The sequence below is a fragment of the Streptomyces herbicida genome, from assembly GCF_032656585.1.
Taxonomy (GTDB): Bacteria; Actinomycetota; Actinomycetes; order Streptomycetales; family Streptomycetaceae; genus Streptomyces; species Streptomyces herbicida.
The window spans coordinates 211,149-225,176 of the sequence record NZ_JAUYWJ010000012.1 but is presented as its reverse complement, the minus strand read 5'-3'; the positions used below and the strand labels follow the sequence as shown (position 1 = coordinate 225,176).

Below are 14,028 nucleotides of genomic sequence, written 5' to 3'. Positions count from 1 at the left end.
GCGGGATGACCGGTCTGCGGTACGTCTACGCCGTCTGCCGCCCGTTCGACTCGGCCCTGCAGTCCCAGCTGACCGGCGTCGGGGGTGCCCCGCCGGGGCTGCTGAGACACCACGGCCTGGTCGCGGTCGTCAGCACGGTCCCGGAGGGGGACTTCGCCGAGCGGCCGCTCCGTGCACACCTGGAGGACCTGGACTGGCTGAGCGCGACCGCCCGCGCCCATCAGGGCGTGATCGACGCCCTCACCACCGTCACCACGCCCCTGCCGCTCCGGCTCGCCACCGTCTTCCGGGACGACAGCGCCGTACGCGTGATGATCGAGGAGCGCGAGGACGACTTCCGGCGCACCCTCGACCGGCTGGAGGGCCGGGTGGAGTGGGGCGTCAAGGTGTTTCTGGAGCCGGAGCCGCCGGAGGAGCCTGCCGCCCGTCCCGCGCCGCAGGCCGCCAGCGGCCGGGACTATCTGCGGCAGCGCCGGCAGCATGCCCGCTCCCACGAGGACAGGTGGCAGACGGCCGAGGAATTCGCGAACCGGCTCCACACACTGCTTTCCCGGCACGCCGAGGAATCCCGGCTGCACGCTCCGCAGAATTCGGCGCTTTCCGGTGCCCAGGGAGTGAATGTGCTCAACGGGGCTTATCTGGTGCCGCGCGCCCGGTCCGAGGAATTCGTGGAACTGGTCGACCGTACGAAGGACGAGGCACCCGGAATGCGGGTGGAACTCACCGGCCCCTGGGCGGCGTACTCGTTCACCGGCGACCTGTCGGAGGAGGAGCGGTGACCGTCGTCGAACGCCGGGAGGTCGCCCTGGTGGACCTGCTCGACCGGCTGCTCGCCGGGGGCGTCGTCATCACCGGGGACATCACGCTGCGCATCGCCGACGTGGACCTCGTCCGGATCGACCTGAACGCCCTGATCAGCTCGGTGAGCGAGCAGGTGCCCGCCCCGTGGCCGGAGGTGACGTCGTGACGGAGCGCAGGAAGCGGATGGACCTCGACCCGGACACGGTCGAGCGCGACCTGGTCAAACTTGTGCTGACCCTGGTCGAGTTGCTGCGTCAGCTGATGGAACGGCAGGCGCTGCGCCGCTTCGACACCGGCGAGCTGACCGAGGAGCAGGAGGAGCGCATCGGGCTCACCCTGATGCTCCTGGAGGACCGCATGGCCGAGCTGCGCGACCGCTACGGACTGCGGCCCGAGGACCTCAACCTGGACCTCGGGCCGCTCGGGCCGCTGCTTCCGCGGCAGTGAACTCATCGCCGGTACGGGCTCACCACCTGTACCAGCGGCTCCTGCCCCCGGCGGCGCCGGTGCCTCGCAACAGGAATCCCAGCAGCCATACAACGAGCACCGCAAGGGCAATCCACCAGAGAACTTTCACTGCGAATCCGGCCCCGAAGAGAATGAGCGCCAAAAGCAGTACCAACAGGATGGGAACCATAATGTGAACCTCCTGTACTCCGGGTGTCCCCAAAGCCCCGGATCAGGCCTCCTTGCGGCAGAGGATTTCTCCGTGCAGGACGGCGAACCAGCCGTCCTCCCGCTCTCCCCATTCCCACCATGCCTCCGAAACGGCCCGCAGTTGCCCGGCGGTCGCATGACCGCCCTCGGTCGCGCGGTCCGCGTACGCGGAGGCGACGGTGCGGTCCGCCCACAGACCGCTCCACCACGCGCGCTCCTGCGGCGTGGCGAACGTCCAGGTGCTGGAGGTGGCCGTGATGTCCGTCAGCCCGGCGGCCAGCGCCCAGGACTTCAGCCGCCGGCCGGCGTCCGGCTCACCGCCGTTGGCGCGGGCGACCCGGCGGTACAGGTCCAGCCAGTCGGCCAGCCCCGGCACCTGCGGGTACCAGGTCATCGCCGCGTAGTCCGAGTCGCGGACGGCGATGAACCCGCCGGGCCTGGTGACCCGGCGCATCTCGCGCAGCGCCTGCACCGGGTCGCCGACGTGCTGCAGCACCTGGTGCGCATGGACCACGCAGAACGTGTCGTCCGGGTAGTCCAGGGCGTGCACGTCGGCGACCGCGAAGTCCACGTTCGACAGGCCCCGTCCGGCGGCCGTGGCCCTGGCCCGGTCGAGGATCCCCGGCACATGGTCGACACCGGTGACATGCCCGTCGGGGACCAGCGCCGCCAGGTCGCCGGTGATGGTCCCCGGGCCGCAGCCGATGTCCAGGATCTTCATATGGGGCTTGAGCGAACCGAGCAGATACGCCGCCGAGTTGGCGGCGGTCCGCCAGGTGTGCGAACGCAGCACCGACTCATGGTGCCCGTGGGTGTAGACGGCGGTCTCCCGCGGCTTCGGCATGGCTCAACCCCTTCTCGTCGTACCGGCGCACGGGGCGGCAGGCCCCGTCCTGCGGTACGCACCACGGTAAGCGCGAGTGCCGAATGATGAGACCTGCGTTTCGTGATATGGACTGACGGATGATCAGGTCCAAGGCCACCCCGGGTGCACCGGGCGGTACACGGTCAGTCCTACGGGCAGCTTCTCCACCACCACTTCGCCTGCCACCGAGGTGACTTCACCGTCGTACGCAAGGGAAGTGCCGGGTGTGACACCGGCGAGGCGCAGCCGTCGCAGCTTGACCGCCCGGTGGGTCGAGGAGCTGGTCAGCGGGCCCGCGACGGCGGCCGCCAGCAGGCGCAGCGCGGGCCTGCGGCCGCCGTGCACCACGCGCACGTCCAGCAGGCCGTCCGCCAGATCCACGCGCCGCCCGGGCGTGAGACCCACGCGGTGGTAGGTGCAGTTGCCGACGAACAGCAGCCACAACGGCCGGGTCCGGCCGCCGAGTTCGACCTCCAGCGGGTGCCGGTCCGCGCGCAGCACGCGCAGCGCGCCGAGCACCCCGGCGGGCCAGGCGCCGATGCGGTGCGACCACTTGTCCCGCTCGCGCACCAGCTCCGGATAGACGCCCAGGCTGAGCGTGTTGAGGAAGATGCCCTCCTGGCGCCCGGAGGCGAACCGGCCCACGTCCACCCGGACGGCCTCACCATGGCGGACCGCCCGCCCCAGGTCCCGTACGTCCTCCACGCCCAGGTCGTAGGCGAAGTGGTTGAGCGTGCCGCCGGGCAGCACCGCGAGCGGCAGGCCGTGGCGCAGGGCGGCCGCGGCGGCCGCGTTCACCGTGCCGTCACCGCCGCACACCCCGAGAGCCCGGGCCCGCGCGGCCGACTTCTCCAACTCGGCACTCACGTCCTCCGGTTCGCACTCGACGACCTCCGCCTTCGGCAGCGCGTCCCGCAGCGCCCGTACCCGGTCGGCGGTGCCCGAGGCCCGGTTGGCGACGACCACCAGGCCGTCGCCGTCGGGCAGCGCCGGGGCGTCCGCACGCGGCCGGGCCGGCGGGGTGAGCTGCGCGCGCGTCGGCACCAGGCCCCGTACGGCGAACGCGGCGCCCGCGCCGAGGGCGGCTCCCGCGAGGACGTCGCTCGGGAAGTGGACGCCGGTGTAGACGCGGGACATGGCGACCGAGAACGCCACCGGCGCGATCACCGCGCCCCAGGCCGGGGACTCCAGGGCCACCCCGGTCGCGAAGGCGGCCGCCGACGCCGCGTGCCCGGACGGGAACGACGTGGTGATCGGCTGCCGCTTCAGCTGCCGCACCAGCGGGACCGGATCCAGGGCGGGCCGGGGACGGCGCACCGAACGCTTGCCGAGGGTGTTGATGGCCAGGGAGGCCAGGCTCAGGGAGGCGACCCCGCGGACGGCCGCCCGGCGGGCGCGCGGTGTGCGGACCGCCGACATCGCCGCCGCGGTCGCGAACCACAGCACCCCGTGGTTCGCGCTCCGGCTCAGCCGCGGCAGCACGCGCTCGGCACCCGGCCAGTGCCACTCGGCGGCCCTCTCGAAGAGGCGGGAGTCGAGGCCGAGCAGCCGGTCGCGCAGGGCGTGCCGGCCGGGCTTCGGGACAGTGAGATCGACGTCTGGGCTCATGCCGGGGCGGGTACCCTGAAGTCGCCGTTTCCGTGCGCGGGCGGTGCGAACGAGTGAGAGGAAGCCCGAATGCGCCTGCTCCTCGTCCGCCACGGCCAGACCCCGTCCAACGTCGACTTCCTGCTGGACACCGCCGTCCCCGGACCCGGTCTGACCCCGCTCGGGGAGCGGCAGGCCGCCGCCCTGCCCCAGGCCCTCGCGGACGAGGACATCGAGGCCGTCTACGCCTCCACCCTGATCCGTACGCAGCTGACGGCCGCCCCGCTGGCGGCCGCCCGCCGTCTCGACGTGCTCGTCCGGGACGGCATCCGCGAGGTGTCCGCCGGGGACCTGGAGATGCTTCCCGGCGACTCGGAGCGAGGCCGGCTCTACATGGAGACCGTGTTCGCGTGGGCGGCCGGCGACACCGGGCTGCGGATGCCGGGCGGCGAGCGCGGCACGGAGGCCCTGGGGCGCTACGACGCCGTGATCGCCGAGGCCGCGGGGAGCGGCGCCTCCACCGTGGCCATGGTCAGCCACGGCGCGGCGATCCGGATGTGGACGGCCGCCCGCGCCGACAACGTCGACATCTCCTTCGCCGCCGCCCGCCCGCTCGACAACACCGGTGTGGTGGTCCTGGAGGGCTCCCCGTCCGACGGCTGGAAGGCCCTGTCCTGGGCGGGTGCGGTCGTCGCGCCGGCGGGGGAGGGCGGCCCGACGGGGCGGCCGCAGCCGCTGAGCGGGACCGGCCGGGGTGCCCCCAGGGCGCACCGGCCGACGCGAGGCAGCGCGGCCGGATAACGGTTTGCGCAGGTGGGGGGCGCCCCGCAGAATGCGTCCCCATGGGACATCTGGAAGCCGCACACCTCGAGTACTACCTCCCCGACGGGAGGGCCCTGCTCGGCGATGTGTCCTTCCGGGTGGGCGAAGGCGCCGCCGTCGCCCTGGTCGGCCCCAACGGCGCGGGCAAGACCACCCTGCTGCGGCTGATCTCCGGCGAGCTGAAACCGCACGGCGGCACGGTCACCGTGAGTGGCGGCCTGGGCGTGATGCGCCAGTTCGTCGGGTCCGTACGGGACGAGACGACCGTACGCGACCTGCTCGTGTCCGTCGCACCGCCCCGCATCCGCGAGGCCGCACGGGCCGTCGACAAGGCCGAGCACGCGCTCATGACCGTCGACGACGAGGCCGCCCAGCTGCAGTACGCGCAGGCCCTCGCCGACTGGGCCGAGGTGCGCGGCTACGAGGCCGAGACGCTGTGGGACATGTGCACCACGGCCGCGCTCGGCGTGCCCTACGAGCGGGCGCAGTGGCGGCAGGTGCGCACCCTCTCCGGCGGCGAGCAGAAGCGGCTGGTCCTGGAGTCCCTGTTCCGCGGCACCGACGAGGTGCTGCTGCTCGACGAGCCGGACAACTACCTCGACGTGCCCGGCAAGCGATGGCTGGAGGAGCGCCTGAAGGAGACCCGCAAGACGGTCCTCTTCGTCTCCCACGACCGCGAACTCCTCGCCCGCGCCGCCGAGAAGATCGTCTCCGTCGAACCCGGTCCGGCCGGCGCCGACGCCTGGGTGCACGGCGGCGGCTTCGCCACCTACCACGAGGCCCGGCGCGAACGCTTCGCCCGCTTCGAGGAGTTGCGCAGGCGCTGGGACGAGAAGCACGCCCAGCTCAAGAAGCTCGTGCTGAACCTCCGTCAGGCCGCCTCCATCAGCCATGAGCTGGCCTCCCGCTACCAGGCCGCCCAGACCCGGCTGCGCAAGTTCGAGGAGGCCGGACCGCCGCCCGAGCCGCCGCGCGAGCAGGACATCACCATGCGCCTGAAGGGCGGCCGCACCGGCGTACGGGCCGTCACCTGCAAGGCACTTGAGCTGACCGGCCTGATGAAACCGTTCGACCTGGAGGTCTTCTACGGCGAGCGGGTCGCCGTCCTCGGCTCCAACGGCTCCGGCAAGTCGCACTTCCTGCGTCTGCTCGCGGGCGAGGACGTGGCGCACACGGGGGAGTGGAAGCTCGGCGCCCGGGTCGTCCCCGGCCACTTCGCCCAGACGCACGCCCATCCCGAACTGGAGGGCCGCACCCTTCTGGACATCCTCTGGAAGGAGCACTCCCAGGACCGGGGCGCGGCCATGTCCCGACTGCGCCGCTACGAGCTGACCGGCCAGGCCGAGCAGCCCTTCGACCGCCTCTCCGGCGGCCAGCAGGCCCGGTTCCAGATCCTGCTGCTGGAGCTCCAGGGCGTCACCGCCCTGCTCCTGGACGAGCCCACCGACAACCTCGACCTGGAGTCCGCCGAGGCTCTTCAGGAGGGCCTGGAGGCCTTCGACGGCACGGTGCTGGCGGTCACCCACGACCGCTGGTTCGCGCGCTCGTTCGACCGCTATCTGGTCTTCGGCAGCGACGGCCGGGTCCGGGAGACACCGGAGCCGGTGTGGGACGAGCGCCGAGTGGAGCGCGTCCGGTAGCCACGGAGGCCCGGGGGCCGGAATGTTCGTACAGTGGAGGCAGACAAGCGACCACGACGAGCGGGGCACCATCATGACCGGAGTCGACCCGGACCGTCTGGACGACCAGCAGCTCATGAAGGAGCTGGAGACGATCCACCGTACGCGCCACGACACCCTGCTGTACGGCTCGAACGACGCACTGCGGGCCCACAACGAGCGCATGGCGCAGCTGGAAGGCGAGTATCTGCGCCGCAATCCGCGCCGCCCGGTCGCCGCCGGCCGCACACGCGAGGGAGCCCGCGAGCGCGGCTGCGGCGGAGCGGCGATTCCCGGCGCCTGAGGCGCTCTCGCGCCGGGGCTCAGGCCGCGGCGAACACGTCGAGGAACGCCTCGCAGAACGCCTTCAGATCACCCGGCTTGCGGCTGGTGACCAGCGTGTTGGGCCCCTCTTCGCAGATCCTGACCTGCTCGTCCACCCAGGTGCCGCCCGCGTTGCGGATGTCCGTCCGCACACTCGGCCAGGAGGTCAGCGTCCGCCCGCGCACGACATCGGCCTCCACCAGGGTCCACGGGGCGTGACAGATCGCGGCGACCGGACGGCCCAGGTCGAAGAACTCCTTCACGAACGCCACGGCCTTGCCGTCCATCCGCAGGAAGTCCGGATTGGCCACCCCGCCCGGCAGGACGAGCCCGCCGAACGAGTCCGCCGAGGTCTCGGCCACCACCTCGTCCACGGGGAACCGGTCCGCCCGGTCCAGGTGGTCGAAGGCCTGGATCTCACCGCGCCGCGTCGACACGAGCACCGGCTCGTGACCCGCGTCCAGGACCGCCTTCCAGGGCTCGGTCAGCTCCACCTGCTCGACGCCCTCGGGCGCCGTGAGAAATGCGATGCGCATGTCGGTCGCCGTCCTTCCGACGTCCTTTTCACGTGCTTACGGCGTGCAGGTCCGGCTTGCCGACGCCGGCTCACGGACTGCCCGCCAGGGCCTCGGCCAGCTGCTGGACATTGGCGTAGCGCGCCCCGCGCGGCAGCCGTCGCACCGCCTGGATCAGCGCGTCGGGCGCCTGTCCCCGGTGCAGGGCGCCGGCCAGCTCGCCCGGTGCCGCGGGAAAGGCCCCGCGCCCCAGATGCCGGGCCAGGTCCAGCCGTACCGTCTCCAGGGGCGGCCGCTCGCTCTTGCCCGGCACCACCGGACCGCGCCAGATCTCGGGGTCGTCCTCGGCGGGGGGCTCCGGGTCCTGCCACTCCTCGGTCCGGGTGGGGTGCCTCGACCTGAGCAGGTCCTGGAGCTCGTGCTTCATCTCGTCGTCCCGGTGAACGCTCAGCCGGGCACTGCCTCGCTGCATGGCTCCCTCCAGGGGTACAGGGGGTGCGTGTTCAGGGAGTGCGCTCCGCGTACCCGAACACCGGCCGCCGACACCACACGAAGACGGGTGTTTGCCCCCGGAGGCGAGGGGCAGGCGCACAGTCAGTGCTTCGGACAGGAGGCACGTCCGTGGGAGCGGCGAACCAGTCGCCACGGGTGTGTCCGTCCGGGCCGCACAAGCACTCCCACGGTGACCGTCCGACCCAGCAGTCCAGGGGAGTTGCGACGCACCATGCCGAATCGAGCGAGCACCAAGCACCATCCGCACGACGACGCACCCGACACAGCACAGGCGTTCCGCGAACTCGCCGCGCTCCCTTCGGGGCCTCGGCGCGACCGGCTTCGCCACGAGATCGTCGAGGCCTGGCTGCCCATGGCCGACCGGATCGCGGGACGGTTCCGCAGCCGTGGCGAGAGCTTCGAGGACCTGCGCCAGGTCGCCGCCCTCGGCCTCGTCAAGGCCGTGGACCGGTTCGACCCCGAGCGCGGCAAGGCCTTCGAGAGCTACGCGGTGCCCACCATCACCGGCGAGATCAAGCGGCACTTCCGCGACCACATGTGGACCCTGCACGTGCCACGCCGGGTCCAGGACCTGCGCAACCGGGTCCGCTTCGCCTGCCGCGACCTGTCGCAGACCGGCGCGGGGCCGCGGCCCACCGTCGCGGAGATCGCCGAGTACGCCAACCTGAGCGAGGAGGACGTCCGGGTGGGGCTCGAGGCGCTGGACAGCTTCACCGCGCTCTCGCTGGACGCGGAGCTGCCCGGCAGCGGGGACGGGTACTCGCTGGCCGACGCCCTCGGTTCGGCCGACCCCGCGATCGACACGGTCGTGGACCGGGAGGCCGTGAAACCCCGGCTGGCCGCCCTGCCCGAACGCGAGCGGGTCATCCTCTACATGCGGTTCTTCGGGGACATGACACAGAGCAGGATCGCCGAGCAGCTGGGCATCTCGCAGATGCACGTGTCCCGGCTGATCAGCCGGTGCTGCGAGCGGCTGCGCGACCAGGTGATGCGGGACGCGGCGTAGGGCGGGGGCGGTGCAGTGGGGCGGGCGCGGTGCAGCGCGGATATGGCGTATGCCCGCGATACTCCGGCGTCACCCGATAGGCCGTTGACGTTCCCGCGAATGGGGTCCGGCCGCGCGCGGGGTGCGGTACGGCGGGCTGTGATGGCTGCGGAGACACGACCGCCGTGCTCCCGCAGCCGCCCCTCTGAGGAGCCCGTCCCATGCGACGCACCGCTCGCGCCCTGGCCGCCGCCGTCCTGGCGGCGGCCGCCCTCGGCATCGCCATACCGGCCGCCTCCGCGGACCCCGTCGGGAACCCCGTGGCGGAGGCCACTCCTGGCACCGTCCAGCCGGGCGGCAGCCTCACCGTGTCCGTCACCTGCGGCGCGACCGGAGGGTCCGTACCGGAGACCATCGACGCCTCCTCACCGGCCTTCGAGGGCGGAACCGTGCGACTGCGCCGGGTCACCGCCGGGAACGGCCGGACGTCCGCGCCCGCCTACCGCGGCACGGCGCGGATCACCTCCGGCGACGACGCCCAGGGTGATCCGGACGCGGCCGGGCAGGACGGCGCGGGCGCGGCCGGGCAGAGCGATGCGGGCGCGGCCGGGCAGGACGGCGTGTGGACGGTCGGCGGCAGTTGCCCCGGCGCGGCCGGCGCGCAGGGCAGCCCCTGGAGCGCCGGGTTCTCGGTACCGCGCGCCGCCGCCGAGCCCGCCGCTGACGTCGGCGCCGACCCCGCCGACGCTGCCGCCGACTCCGGTGCCGATGCGGGCACCGTCATCGGTGACGACGCCTTCATCGCCGAGGACGGCGCCGCCGACCCCGACGCCGCCATCGACCCCGACGCGGCCACCGACCATGGCACCGGGACCGACCCCGGCACCGGGCCCGGCACCAGCGTGGGCTTCGAGGTCGTCGACGACCGGCCGTGTGCCGACTCGGGGTCCTGCGACGCGTCCCCGGCGTGCGGGGAGGGGCGCGATTGCGATGGGGCACAGGGATGCGGGAGCGGTCACGGGCGGGGGTGCGGTGACTCGCAGGGTTCCGGTGACTCGCAGGGATCCGGTGACTCGCACGGTTCCGGTGACTCGCACGGTTCCGGTGACTCACAGGGTTCCGGTGACGGCCGTGAATGCGGCGGGTCCCGGCCGTGCGATCAGGGCCATGGCCGGGATTGCGACGAGTCCCGGGGTGCATCCTGTGACGACGGCCCTGAGTGCTCCGCGTCCCGGAACGGCTCCACCTGCAGCCCGGCAGTCGTCCAGCGCGGCGCACATGCTGGAGAGGGCGGTGCCTTCAACGGGTCCGTTCCGGCTCTGATCGCCGGCGGCCTGCTGATCGCGGGCGCGCTCGCTGCCGCCGCCCACCGGATGGTACGGCGGCGGTAGGCGCACGGGGACGGCACACGGCACCACGGACTGCGCGGAGGCGGACATGCGGCGGACGCACCCCGAAGGCCACGGTCCCGTCCGCTATGGGCCGCCCCTGCCCGACGACGGACTGCCCGTCCTGCCGGAGCTCTCCGCCGTGCTCGCCGCGGCGGCGAACCGTCCCGGGGAGGAGCCGGTCGGCGGCGGCCCCGCGCTCCTGGAGGCGGCCGCCGGCTACTGGGCGCGGCGGGGACTGCCCACCGGGACGGACCGCGTGGCGGCCGGTCCCGGAGCGCCGTCCCTGCTGCTCGCCCTGACCGCCGCGCTCGGCGGTGACGTCCTGGTGCCCAGGCCCTGCGCGGCCTGGTGGGCACCGTACGCCCGCCTGCTGGGCAGACCCGTCTTCCACGTGGTCACACCGGCCGAGTGCGGCGGCGTACCGGATCCGTACGCCCTGCTGGAGACCGTGCGCCGAGTCCGCGCCGAGGGCGGCGACCCGCGGCTGCTCGTGCTCTCCGTCGCCGACGACCCGACCGCCACCGTCGCACCGCCGGAGCTGCTGCACGAGACCGTCGAGGCCGCCGAGGGCGAGGGACTGCACCTGGTCAGCGACGAGACCTGGCGCGACACCCTGCACGACCCGCACGACACCGTGCTGCTCAGCCCCGCCGAGATGCTCCCCGAGCGGGTCACCGTCGTCACCGACCTGGCCGGCGCCCTGCTCCCGCCGGGCTGGCCCGCGGCCATCGCCCGCTTTCCCGAGGGGGACACCGGGGAGGTGCTGCACGCGCGCGTGCTGGACGTGCTCACCGCACTGGGAGCGCGCGTCGCCGGACCGGTCGCGGCAGCCGGCGGGTATGCGCTCGGCGAACCCGAGCCGGTCACCGTACGCCGCGACGCCGCCGTTCGCCTGCACGCGCGTGTGGCCGCCGCCGTGCATGCCGCGGTCGTCGCCGCGGGCGCCCTGTCCCGTCCGCCGCAGGCCGGCCGCCACCTGTACGTCGACCTCGGTGAGCTGCGCTCCGCGCTCGGCGCGCACGACGTCGGCGACGCACAGGAGTTGGAGGACTTCCTCACCGCCGGGCTCGGCATGCCCGCGCCCGGCGGCCACCGCTTCGGCGACGACCTGGGGGCGCTGCGCGTGCGGCTGGCCACCGGGCCGCTGCTGGGCGGGACCGACGAGGAACGCACGGAATGCCTCATGTCACCCTCACCGTTGGAACTGCCACACGTGCAACGCGCGTTGATCTCCTTGAGGTCGGTCTTCGACGATCTCCGCGACGACGCTCAGCGATGGGAGCCTCCTCGATGACGCAGCAGACGCAGCCGCCCGGGTCCACCACCACGACGACGACCAGGGAAGCCGACATTCCGCCGGCCCCGGCGGCCCCGCCCGCCCCCAGCCCCTTCGCGCCTCCGTTCCCGCCCCTCGCCGACCCCCGTCCCCTGGGCGAACTCCGGTTCTGGCCGCGGACCTTCCACGACCGGCTCACCGCCCCCCTGCCCGGCTTCAAGGCCATGGCCCGCTTCGCCCGAGAGGGTTCCGTACGGCCCGGACCCGCGGGCCTCGCCGACATCCCGAACCTCCCCTTCGAACCCGGCCCGCTGCCCCGCACCGACGCCCGCACGGTGGCCGTCACCTGGGCGGGCCACGCCAGTTGGATCCTGCGAATAGGCGGGCTCACCGTCCTCACCGACCCGGTCTGGTCCCGCCGGATCCTCGGCACCCCGGCCCGGGTCACCCCCGTCGGCGTCGCCTGGGAGGCGCTGCCGCGCGTCGACGCCGTCGTGATCAGCCACAACCACTACGACCACCTGGACGCCCCGACCCTGCGCCGGCTCCCGCGCGACACACCGGTGTTCGTCCCGGCCGGCCTCGGCAGCTGGTTCCGCCGCCGCCGGTTCACCGTCGTCACCGAGCTCGACTGGTGGGAGGCGGCCGAACTGTCCGGCGTCCGCTTCGACTTCGTGCCCGCCCACCACTGGTCCAAGCGCACCCTCACCGACACCTGCCACAGCCTGTGGGGCGGCTGGGTGCTCACCGCCCCGGACCGGCAGCGCGTCTACTTCGCCGGGGACACGGGATACGGCCACTGGTTCTCCCGCATCGGCCGCCGCTACCCGGGCATAGACCTCGCCCTGCTCCCCATCGGCGCCTACGACCCGCGCTGGTGGCTGAGCGACGTCCACTGCGACCCGGAGGAGGCCGTCCGCGCCGCCCGCGACCTCGGCGCGCGCCGTATGGCGCCCATGCACTGGGGCACGTTCGTGCTCTCCGCCGAGCCGGTCCTGGAGCCGCTCACCCGGGTGCAGGCCGCCTGGGCGAAGGCGGGCCTGGACCGCGAGAACCTGTGGGACCTGCCAGTGGGAGGCTCACGGGTACTGGACTAGGGGGGACGTTCGGATCATCCCGGCATCGCGGGGTCTCCCTAGTCAGTGGCGGTACCGCGCCGGCCGGCGCACCCACCCGGGGCGCGGGGCGTGACCCCGCCCTCCGGGGCGGGTGTCCTCACCCCGACCGCTGAACCGGCGAAGCCTTCCGCAGGCGCCGCCAGGCGCTCGGCGTCACGCTGATGAGCAGCGTCAGCGCAACGGCCGCGACCACGCCCTGCCACGGCTCCGCGAAGAGCGAACCGCCGAGGATCCCGATCAGCTGGTAGGTCACCGCCCAGGCCAGACAGGCCGGCAGGTTGCCGCGGGCGAAGCGGCGCAGCGGCCAGTCGGCCAGCAGACAGGCCAGCATCACCGGGATACGGCCCGCCGGCACCAGCCGGGACAGCACGAGCACCGCCACGCCGTGCTCCGCCAGCTTCCCCTGCGCCTGCGTCAGCCGGTCCTCGGGTGCCCGCGCCCGGATCGCGGCCAGCCATCGCGACCCGTTCTTCGAGCCCATCCCGCGCCGCCCCAGCAGATACAGCGCCGCGTCCCCCAGGAACGCGGCCACCGCCGCCGTCACGAACACCAGTGCCAGCGAGAACGGCGCGGTCTGATGGAACGCCACCACCGCCGCCGAACTCACCAGCGCCCCGGTCGGCACCACCGGCACCAGTGCTCCGATCAGCACCAGCATGAACAGGGTCGGATAGCCGATCGCCTGCTGGGTGGAGTCCGGCGGCACGGCCGCCCTCGCGGCGTCGGCGAGCCAGTTCACCGCGCGACCTCCAGTCGCACACCCTCCCCGTGCCCGAGTTTGTGCACCGTCACCTGAGGCGCGTACTCGGCGGCCAGGCGCACGAACTCATCACCCGGCGCATGGAATTCATGGGGGCGCACGGCGTCCATGCCGATCGGCCAGTACGTCCCGTAGTGCACCGGCACCGCGCTGCGCGGCGCGAGCCGGGCCAGCGCCTGGGCGGCCCGTCCCGCGTCCAGATGCCCCGGGCCGAGGTACGGCCCCCAGCCGCCGACCGGCAGCAGCGCCACGTCCACCGGCCCGACCTCTGCGGCCATCGAGTCGAACAGGCCGGTGTCCCCGGCGAAGTAGGTCCGTGCCTCGCCCTCGACGACGTACCCCAGGGCGGGGCAGCGGTGTGGGCCGATCGGCAGCCGTCGCCCGTCGTGCCGCGCGGGAACCGCCCGGACCACCAGGTCACCGACCACGGTCTCGTCGCCGGGGGCCACTTCGTCGATGCGCAGATGGGCGAGCCGGCGCAGTCCCGGTACCGCCCGTGGTGCGCCCCGGGGTACGAGCAGGCGCGTGCCCGGGGCGAGCCGGGCCAGCGAGGGCAGATGCAGATGGTCGGCGTGCAGATGCGAGACGAGTGCCAGGTCCGCCCGGCGGGCGCCGGGGGCGGGCAGCGCACCCCGGCGGCGGCGCAGGTGCGCGAGCCTGCCGACGAACAGAGGATCGGTGAGCACGCGTATGTTCGAGTCCACTACCGTGCAGGTGGCGTGACCCCACCAGGTGATCTCCACCGGCACCCTCTTC

At 73.5% G+C, this 14,028-nt stretch carries 17 protein-coding genes; 10 read left to right on the top strand and 7 right to left on the bottom strand.

Features of this window, described 5'->3' with window-relative positions; translation table 11 throughout:
• The first annotated feature begins 5 nt into the window (after positions 1-5).
• From Q8A52_RS25590 to Q8A52_RS25580, 3 genes are read left to right on the top strand one after another with little or no spacing between them, the layout of a single operon-like run.
• Positions 6-779 (top strand): GvpL/GvpF family gas vesicle protein, encoded by a 774-nt coding sequence (locus Q8A52_RS25590; protein WP_316755759.1) that lies wholly within the window; start codon positions 6-8, stop codon positions 777-779.
• Positions 776-967 (top strand): gas vesicle protein, encoded by a 192-nt coding sequence (locus Q8A52_RS25585; protein WP_316755592.1) that lies wholly within the window; start codon positions 776-778, stop codon positions 965-967. Before Q8A52_RS25590 ends, Q8A52_RS25585 begins: the two co-directional genes overlap by 4 nt.
• Positions 968-984: 17 nt before the next feature.
• Positions 985-1,248 carry a gas vesicle protein K gene (locus Q8A52_RS25580; RefSeq protein ID WP_408649246.1) on the top strand — a complete coding sequence of 88 codons (264 nt, stop codon included), beginning with the start codon at positions 985-987 and terminating at the stop codon, positions 1,246-1,248.
• A 19-nt stretch (positions 1,249-1,267) separates the two neighbouring features.
• Here the strand turns inward: Q8A52_RS25580 and Q8A52_RS25575 are convergent, their stop codons facing one another.
• From Q8A52_RS25575 to Q8A52_RS25565, 3 genes are all read right to left on the bottom strand, one after another.
• Entirely contained in the window at positions 1,268-1,438 is a 171-nt protein-coding gene (locus Q8A52_RS25575) for a hydrophobic protein (RefSeq protein WP_316755588.1), read from the bottom strand.
• A 42-nt stretch (positions 1,439-1,480) separates the two neighbouring features.
• Complete coding sequence (locus Q8A52_RS25570) at positions 1,481-2,302, bottom strand: class I SAM-dependent methyltransferase (RefSeq protein ID WP_316755586.1); 822 nt, start codon at positions 2,300-2,302, stop codon at positions 1,481-1,483.
• 123 nt (positions 2,303-2,425) lie between these two features.
• The gene (locus tag Q8A52_RS25565; RefSeq protein ID WP_316755584.1) at positions 2,426-3,931 is read right to left on the bottom strand and encodes a bifunctional phosphatase PAP2/diacylglycerol kinase family protein; all 1,506 of its coding nucleotides are present in this window, start codon (positions 3,929-3,931) and stop codon (positions 2,426-2,428) included.
• A 69-nt stretch (positions 3,932-4,000) separates the two neighbouring features.
• Between Q8A52_RS25565 and Q8A52_RS25560 the strand changes: the two genes are divergently transcribed.
• Genes Q8A52_RS25560 through Q8A52_RS25550 form a run of 3 tightly spaced genes read left to right on the top strand, consistent with a single transcriptional unit; the run spans position 4,001 to position 6,694 of the window.
• On the top strand, positions 4,001-4,711 hold the full coding sequence (locus Q8A52_RS25560; RefSeq protein WP_316755582.1) for a histidine phosphatase family protein: 711 nt from the start codon (positions 4,001-4,003) through the stop codon (positions 4,709-4,711).
• Between the two features lie 41 nt (positions 4,712-4,752).
• Positions 4,753-6,372, top strand: coding sequence for an ABC-F family ATP-binding cassette domain-containing protein (locus Q8A52_RS25555; protein WP_316755580.1), 1,620 nt, complete (start codon positions 4,753-4,755; stop codon positions 6,370-6,372).
• 22 nt (positions 6,373-6,394) lie between these two features.
• Positions 6,395-6,694: a DUF6158 family protein gene (locus tag Q8A52_RS25550; protein ID WP_316755578.1), complete on the top strand. Its 300-nt coding sequence runs from the start codon at positions 6,395-6,397 to the stop codon at positions 6,692-6,694.
• A 19-nt stretch (positions 6,695-6,713) separates the two neighbouring features.
• Here the strand turns inward: Q8A52_RS25550 and Q8A52_RS25545 are convergent, their stop codons facing one another.
• Positions 6,714-7,250 (bottom strand): type 1 glutamine amidotransferase domain-containing protein, encoded by a 537-nt coding sequence (locus tag Q8A52_RS25545; protein WP_316755576.1) that lies wholly within the window; start codon positions 7,248-7,250, stop codon positions 6,714-6,716.
• A 70-nt stretch (positions 7,251-7,320) separates the two neighbouring features.
• Positions 7,321-7,701 carry a DUF2795 domain-containing protein gene (locus tag Q8A52_RS25540; RefSeq protein WP_316755574.1) on the bottom strand — a complete coding sequence of 127 codons (381 nt, stop codon included), beginning with the start codon at positions 7,699-7,701 and terminating at the stop codon, positions 7,321-7,323.
• A 252-nt stretch (positions 7,702-7,953) separates the two neighbouring features.
• Here Q8A52_RS25540 and Q8A52_RS25535 point away from each other — a divergent pair, with 252 nt between their 5' ends.
• The 4 genes from Q8A52_RS25535 to Q8A52_RS25520 all read left to right on the top strand — a co-directional run bounded on the left by Q8A52_RS25535 (position 7,954) and on the right by Q8A52_RS25520 (position 12,491).
• Positions 7,954-8,748 carry an RNA polymerase sigma factor SigF gene (locus Q8A52_RS25535; protein ID WP_316755573.1) on the top strand — a complete coding sequence of 265 codons (795 nt, stop codon included), beginning with the start codon at positions 7,954-7,956 and terminating at the stop codon, positions 8,746-8,748.
• Positions 8,749-8,948: 200 nt separating this feature from the next.
• Entirely contained in the window at positions 8,949-10,118 is a 1,170-nt protein-coding gene (locus tag Q8A52_RS25530) for a hypothetical protein (protein WP_316755571.1), read from the top strand.
• A 46-nt stretch (positions 10,119-10,164) separates the two neighbouring features.
• Complete coding sequence (locus tag Q8A52_RS25525; RefSeq protein ID WP_316755569.1) at positions 10,165-11,412, top strand: aminotransferase class I/II-fold pyridoxal phosphate-dependent enzyme; 1,248 nt, start codon at positions 10,165-10,167, stop codon at positions 11,410-11,412.
• Positions 11,409-12,491, top strand: a complete 1,083-nt coding sequence (locus tag Q8A52_RS25520) for an MBL fold metallo-hydrolase (RefSeq protein ID WP_316755567.1) — start codon at positions 11,409-11,411, stop codon at positions 12,489-12,491. The genes Q8A52_RS25525 and Q8A52_RS25520 overlap by 4 nt, the downstream gene beginning before the upstream one ends.
• A gap of 118 nt (positions 12,492-12,609) precedes the next feature.
• Here Q8A52_RS25520 and Q8A52_RS25515 read toward each other — a convergent pair whose 3' ends face one another.
• Both Q8A52_RS25515 and Q8A52_RS25510 read right to left on the bottom strand, forming a co-directional pair.
• Positions 12,610-13,251, bottom strand: a complete 642-nt coding sequence (locus tag Q8A52_RS25515; protein ID WP_316755565.1) for a DedA family protein — start codon at positions 13,249-13,251, stop codon at positions 12,610-12,612.
• Entirely contained in the window at positions 13,248-14,021 is a 774-nt protein-coding gene (locus Q8A52_RS25510) for an MBL fold metallo-hydrolase (RefSeq protein WP_316755563.1), read from the bottom strand. Before Q8A52_RS25510 ends, Q8A52_RS25515 begins: the two co-directional genes overlap by 4 nt.
• Positions 14,022-14,028: the final 7 nt, after the last annotated feature.

Coding starts and splice junctions, on each gene's coding strand:
- Q8A52_RS25535 (WP_316755573.1), top strand. CDS start 7,954: ATGCCGAATCGAGCGAGCACCAAGCACCATCCGCACGACGACGCACCC.
- Q8A52_RS25590 (WP_316755759.1), top strand. CDS start 6: ATGACCGGTCTGCGGTACGTCTACGCCGTCTGCCGCCCGTTCGACTCG.
- Q8A52_RS25520 (WP_316755567.1), top strand. CDS start 11,409: ATGACGCAGCAGACGCAGCCGCCCGGGTCCACCACCACGACGACGACC.
- Q8A52_RS25545 (WP_316755576.1), bottom strand. CDS start 7,250: ATGCGCATCGCATTTCTCACGGCGCCCGAGGGCGTCGAGCAGGTGGAG.
- Q8A52_RS25540 (WP_316755574.1), bottom strand. CDS start 7,701: ATGCAGCGAGGCAGTGCCCGGCTGAGCGTTCACCGGGACGACGAGATG.
- Q8A52_RS25560 (WP_316755582.1), top strand. CDS start 4,001: ATGCGCCTGCTCCTCGTCCGCCACGGCCAGACCCCGTCCAACGTCGAC.
- Q8A52_RS25525 (WP_316755569.1), top strand. CDS start 10,165: ATGCGGCGGACGCACCCCGAAGGCCACGGTCCCGTCCGCTATGGGCCG.
- Q8A52_RS25550 (WP_316755578.1), top strand. CDS start 6,395: ATGTTCGTACAGTGGAGGCAGACAAGCGACCACGACGAGCGGGGCACC.
- Q8A52_RS25580 (WP_408649246.1), top strand. CDS start 985: ATGGACCTCGACCCGGACACGGTCGAGCGCGACCTGGTCAAACTTGTG.
- Q8A52_RS25530 (WP_316755571.1), top strand. CDS start 8,949: ATGCGACGCACCGCTCGCGCCCTGGCCGCCGCCGTCCTGGCGGCGGCC.
- Q8A52_RS25555 (WP_316755580.1), top strand. CDS start 4,753: ATGGGACATCTGGAAGCCGCACACCTCGAGTACTACCTCCCCGACGGG.
- Q8A52_RS25575 (WP_316755588.1), bottom strand. CDS start 1,438: ATGGTTCCCATCCTGTTGGTACTGCTTTTGGCGCTCATTCTCTTCGGG.
- Q8A52_RS25565 (WP_316755584.1), bottom strand. CDS start 3,931: ATGAGCCCAGACGTCGATCTCACTGTCCCGAAGCCCGGCCGGCACGCC.
- Q8A52_RS25570 (WP_316755586.1), bottom strand. CDS start 2,302: ATGCCGAAGCCGCGGGAGACCGCCGTCTACACCCACGGGCACCATGAG.